Annotated in this window: 6 protein-coding genes; 4 read left to right on the top strand and 2 right to left on the bottom strand. The window is 67.5% G+C overall.

The annotated features are described in order from the left end of the window. Positions 1-88: 88 nt before the first annotated feature. Positions 89-529 carry a J domain-containing protein gene (locus tag VFP86_17810; GenBank protein HET9001500.1) on the bottom strand — a complete coding sequence of 147 codons (441 nt, stop codon included), beginning with the start codon at positions 527-529 and terminating at the stop codon, positions 89-91. 201 nt (positions 530-730) lie between these two features. Here VFP86_17810 and VFP86_17815 point away from each other — a divergent pair, with 201 nt between their 5' ends. The 4 genes from VFP86_17815 to VFP86_17830 all read left to right on the top strand — a co-directional run bounded on the left by VFP86_17815 (position 731) and on the right by VFP86_17830 (position 4450). Then, entirely contained in the window at positions 731-1612 is an 882-nt protein-coding gene (locus VFP86_17815) for a hypothetical protein (protein ID HET9001501.1), read from the top strand. Next, the gene (locus VFP86_17820) at positions 1609-2388 is read left to right on the top strand and encodes an ABC transporter ATP-binding protein (protein HET9001502.1); all 780 of its coding nucleotides are present in this window, start codon (positions 1609-1611) and stop codon (positions 2386-2388) included. Before VFP86_17815 ends, VFP86_17820 begins: the two co-directional genes overlap by 4 nt. Next, entirely contained in the window at positions 2376-3977 is a 1602-nt protein-coding gene (locus VFP86_17825) for a hypothetical protein (protein HET9001503.1), read from the top strand. The genes VFP86_17820 and VFP86_17825 overlap by 13 nt, the downstream gene beginning before the upstream one ends. Before the next feature lie 242 nt (positions 3978-4219). Continuing rightward, a complete protein-coding gene (locus VFP86_17830; GenBank protein ID HET9001504.1) occupies positions 4220-4450 on the top strand; it encodes a hypothetical protein in 231 nt (76 codons plus the stop codon). A gap of 15 nt (positions 4451-4465) precedes the next feature. Here VFP86_17830 and VFP86_17835 read toward each other — a convergent pair. Beyond that, on the bottom strand, positions 4466-4939 hold a 474-nt coding region (locus tag VFP86_17835; protein HET9001505.1), incomplete at its 5' end, for a hypothetical protein.

Consider the following 4939-nt stretch of genomic DNA (forward strand, 5'->3'; position numbering starts at 1 on the left):
CACGGCGAGGATGGCCATGCCCCCTACCGCCGCCCCCTGCGGGTTGGTCGCGATTGCCTTTCCCACCGCCCGCATGAACGGGGCCCGCTCAGGCGCGTCCGGGCAGCGAGACCTGGCTCCAGATCCTCATCAGCAGCACGATCATGGCGAGGAGATCCGCGAGGTCTAGGGCCGGGCTCCGCAGCACGCGCGCGAGCGCCAGGGCCGCCACCACCACGGCGGCCGAAAGGGCCACCTTCCTCGCCCACCACGCCAGCCGCTCCAACTCGCCGTCCGCAGGTCCGGAGAACCCGCCCGAGGCCGGGGCCCTCCCGGCTCGGGTACGATCATAGGCGCGGCGGAGTTCGGGGTCGCCGAGCACCGTGTACGCTTCGTTGATCAACTTGGCGCGCTCTACGTCCCCCCCCAAATCTGGGTGTCCCCGCATCTCCCCCATGAGCGTGCGGTACGCCTTCTTGACCATCTCCGGGGACGCCCGCGGGTGCACCTGGAGGAGCTCGTAGTAATCGATCTCCGGACGGAAACGCATCGCTAGGCACTATTTTAGCACCCGGCGCCGCGCACAGGGTGCCGGGCTGCGTAGAAGGAGGCGTCTCGGCAGGCATGAGTGACGCGCAGGCCCCGGCCGTCTGCGGGCGGGGACCCTGGGGCATACAACAGCATGCGCGGTTGGACGCATTGAACGTCCGGCCCAGCATCCTGTGACTGTTCCTCGATCCGAGGGCATACGTTGAGCCCACCAAAACCACCGTTTGTCGGAATCGCGGCCTTAGCATCTGGCTGCCAGACAATCGCGCGGCACCTGGTCTTTTTTCTCGTGAGCGCATCGGCGGCCGACCTATTCGCCCGCGGCCTGCTCCAGCTGCAGCCGCCGATCCCGGCCCGCCCTGAAGTGCAAAATCTTGAGTCGGCGGCACCGGTCGTGCTCTTCGTTCTTCTGGTCGGCACCTTGACGGGGGTCGCCTACATTAACGTCGCGCTCGCCTGCTCCACGAATCGCGCGCCGGCCTTCGCAGACCTGTGGCCGGGCGCGCGAAGCATCCTCCGCTTCGCCCGCGCCTCGGTGTCGTACGGATTCATGACCTTCTTGCTGTATCTCGCCGCGTCCTTCGCCGGGGGAACGGGCTACGCCCAGTACGTGGTGTTCACGAAGGGCGGCCCGGTTAGTATCGGATTGGCTGCCTTTGGGGCCGCCGCGCTGGCCGTCGGGTTCCTGGTCGGGCGTTGGCTGGTCGACCGCCAATTTTTCGGACACCTCATCATCGACCGGCAACTCGGCGGCAACGCGGCCCTCCGCGCCAGTGTCCCTCTGGCACGATCCGTCCGCTGGTCGCTCCTGATTGTGATTATCGTGCCGCTCGCCATCGCCACGGCATTCGGCGCCGTGAGGGTCATGTTCACCGACATTCCGAACGTGCCCCGACCACTCGGTATCCCGCGCGTCGGTCAGGACTGGCCCCCCGCCGTCGTCATCGCCGTTGACGCCGCGCTCGTCGTCCTGCAGACCTTGGCGGCGTGGCTGGGCGTGCTCGCGCTGACGTTCGTCTACCGCGCGGCTCAGCGTTGGCTGGCGACGGCGTCTTCCGCGACCGAAGGCGGTGAGGTGATCTGACGGAGCCGGCGATACGCACCCAGAACCTGTCCCGGCGGTTTGGTGACCTCACCGCGGTCGCGGGGCTCGATCTGCGCGTCGAGACCGGGCAGTTCTTCGGCTTCCTGGGGCCGAACGGCGCCGGCAAATCGACGACGATCCGCATGCTCACCGGGCTGCTGGCACCGACCGCAGGACGGATCGAGATCCTGGGGCTCGATTTTGCGGCCCACCCCCTGGATGTGAAACGCCAGATCGGGGTCGTGCCTGAGGGCATGGGACTGTTCGACCGGCTGACCGGGCCAGAGTACCTGAATTTCGTCGGCCGCATGTACGGCCTGGACCGACAGACCACAACGCTTCGGGCCGGGGAACTGCTCGAGTTCATGCAGCTGGCCGAGCGGCCGAAGGCCCTCATCGTCGATTACTCGCACGGAATGAAGAAAAAGCTGGCGCTGGCGGCGGCGGTGATCCACCGGCCCCGCATCCTGTTCCTGGACGAGCCGTTCGAAGGTGTGGATGCACTCGCCGCCGGGGCGTTGAAGACGCTGCTTGGCCGGATGGCCGAACGGGGCGCCACGATCTTCTTGACCTCGCATGTGCTGGAGATCGTGGAGCGGTTGTGCAGTCATCTGGCGATCATTCACCGGGGACGCCTGGTGGCGCAGGGCTCGCTCGTTGAGCTGCGCGCCGCCGCGGCGGGGCGGGACGGGGTCTCGATGACGCTCGAACAGATCTTCCTCTCGGTCGTCGGCGAAGCGGCGCGGCGGCCTGAGGAGCTGTCATGGTTGATGTAGTGCGGGCGGTGGGGAACGCCGAGCAACTTCGCGCGATCGCAGAGCTGCGCTGGCGGATGCTGGTCAACACCGTGGGAAGATACGGCGGCTGGGCCGGAATGGCCGGCGCGGGGTTGTTCGCGACGGTGATGATCATTCCGTTCAGCCTGTGGTTCGGCATCACCACCTACCGTGCGCTCGCCGGCGGCCGGCCGGACTCCATCGCGGATCTCTTTTGGGTCGCGTTTGCGCTGTGGCAAGTAGCTCCCGTGCTGTCCGCGGGGGCCGAGACGCACTTCGACGTCCGGAGCCTCCTGCGGTTCCCGCTGAACCTGCGCGCGCTCTACGTGATCGCGCTCGCCGCCGGGCTGGTAGAGTTTGGGGCACTGGCGTCTGGTTGCGGCCTCATCGCGATGGGGATCGGCGTATGGAAGGCGCGGCCGGATCTGCTGCCCGCGTGGGCGGTGACCGGCTTGGCGTTCATTGCGATGAACGTTGCGCTCGAACGGTTGTGCAGTGCATGGCTCCAGCGCCTGCTCGCGCAGCGCCGGACGCGCGAGGTGGTGTTGGGACTCATGGCGCTCATGGGCATAGGAGCGCAGTTCATTACCAGATATATCGCTGAGGGACACCTATCGGCGTGGCAGCGATCGCCATCTCTGGGAGTCCTCCCCCCTGCACTGGCCGGGCGAGCGATCGAGGCGGCCGCGGGCGCCCGCGCCGGACCGGCGTGGCTGTACGCCGCGGCGGTCGCCGCATACGCCGCCGCATTTGGGGCACTCTTATGGAAACGAATCGCAGTGCAGTATCGCGGCGAGGATCTCAGCGAAACGGCGGCGCCGGCGGCCCCGAAGGCGGTGCGTGCCAACGGACCGGTCGCGGGATCGACCGCCCCGGGGTTACTGCCGCCGCAGATCGGCCTGGTATTTCGCAAAGAGATCCGTTACCTGATCCGGACCCCGCGCCTACTTTTCGGGCTCCTCGCCAGCCCGCTGTTCGTGATGTTCATCCTGCCAACAGACTTCGGGTCGCCGGATGCCGTGTTTCCGCTGATGGCGGGCTACGTGTTCACACTGTCGAGTATCGTGGCCCTCAACTGCTTCGGAGCGGACGGCACGGGTGTCCAGACATATTTCATCGCGCCGGTTCGGTTCCAAGACGTCTTCTTGGGCAAGAATCTGTCCTCCGCGGCGCTGGTGGTGGTCGAACTGGCATTGTGCACCGGCCTGGTAGCCATACGAGTGCGGCCGCCGTCGCTCCCGGTCTTCGCGGCCGTCGCTGCCGCCCTGGTATTTGCGCTCACCGCCGTGCTCCCAATCGCGAACCGATTGTCGCTGATCCATCCGGCGCGTCTCGAGGCTCGTTCGGGCGGGGTGGGGGTTGGGCTGGGAACGGCAGCCCTCCCATGGTACGCGATGAATATGGCGCTCTGGATGGTCGGGGTCCCGGTTTTCCTCGCAGGGCGCTGGACCGGGCAGATGTGGCTCCCGGCCGAGATCTTCGCGGTGCTCGCCGCCGCGTCTATTGTATGGTACGCCGATGCGCTGGAATCGGGGGCGGAGCTGGCCCAACAGAGGCGGGACTTGCTGCTGGACACGCTCTGCCGCTGAGTGCGAGGTTAGACGAAGATGGCTCCCCGTCTGTGCGGAGTTCGGGGTCGCCGAACACCGTGTACGCTTCGTTGATCAACTTGGCACGCTCCACATCCCCCCAAATCCGGGTGCCCCCGCATCTCCCCCATGAGCGTGCGCATCGAGATCGACCGTCCCGCTCCCGCGTGTGAGCCGCTTCATATCGTGCGGGCGCGCGCCGGGCGTACGATGGCGCTACTCAAAGCGGAGGTGACCGTGACATGTCGGAGGAGATGGAACACTCCAACAGCCCGCACAGCCTGACCGGAACGGAAGTCCTGATCCTTTCCGAATTCGTCTGCCGCGCGAGCGCGGCGGAAGTGGGGCTGCGCCTGCTGATGTCCGACACCGTGATCAAGCAGAGGCTGCGAAGCATCCTGCGCCGGATCGGATCGCGCACAAGGAGCGAGGCCGCCGCGTGGCTGGAGCGCACCCACCGCCGCTCGGCGTGAAGCCCGAACTCGGTGCTAGAAGAGGGTGCTCCCCTCGAGACCGGCCCCCGGGATGTAGGTTCGCGGATCGAAGAATGCATCCGCGTGGGACGCGACATACGTCTCGACGTAGGTGATGCGGAACCCCGCCGCCAGCAGCGCCGGGAGCGCCGGATGAAGACCGGGAACGGCCGCTTGGATCACCTCGCCGTGGGCGCGCCCCCACGCGACCGCCGCAGCAACGCAGGCGGCGGCATCTGCCGGCGCCTTGGAGCCGATCGGGCCGATCACGACGCTCGGCGGCTCGCCGGCCTGCGATCGCCCAAGGCGCACATATCCATATCCGATGGTGGCGCCTCCCCGCTGCAACCAGACGGGAACGGCCTCGAGACCCGACCGCCAGAACGCGTGATCCTCCGGGCGCCGCCGCCCGCTGATCCGGGCGTCCCATTCCACGATGCCCTGGTCGCCTGGGCGCGCCTCCCGGACGCATGCGCCGCTTGGGTCAAC

This window comes from bacterium (genome assembly GCA_035703895.1).
Classification (GTDB): Bacteria; Sysuimicrobiota; Sysuimicrobiia; order Sysuimicrobiales; family Segetimicrobiaceae; genus Segetimicrobium.

Excerpts from the sequence above, each read along its gene's own strand:
- VFP86_17810 (HET9001500.1), bottom strand. The coding sequence starts at position 529 with ATGCGTTTCCGTCCGGAGATCGATTACTACGAGCTCCTCCAGGTGCAC.
- VFP86_17825 (HET9001503.1), top strand. The coding sequence starts at position 2,376 with ATGGTTGATGTAGTGCGGGCGGTGGGGAACGCCGAGCAACTTCGCGCG.
- VFP86_17830 (HET9001504.1), top strand. The coding sequence starts at position 4,220 with ATGTCGGAGGAGATGGAACACTCCAACAGCCCGCACAGCCTGACCGGA.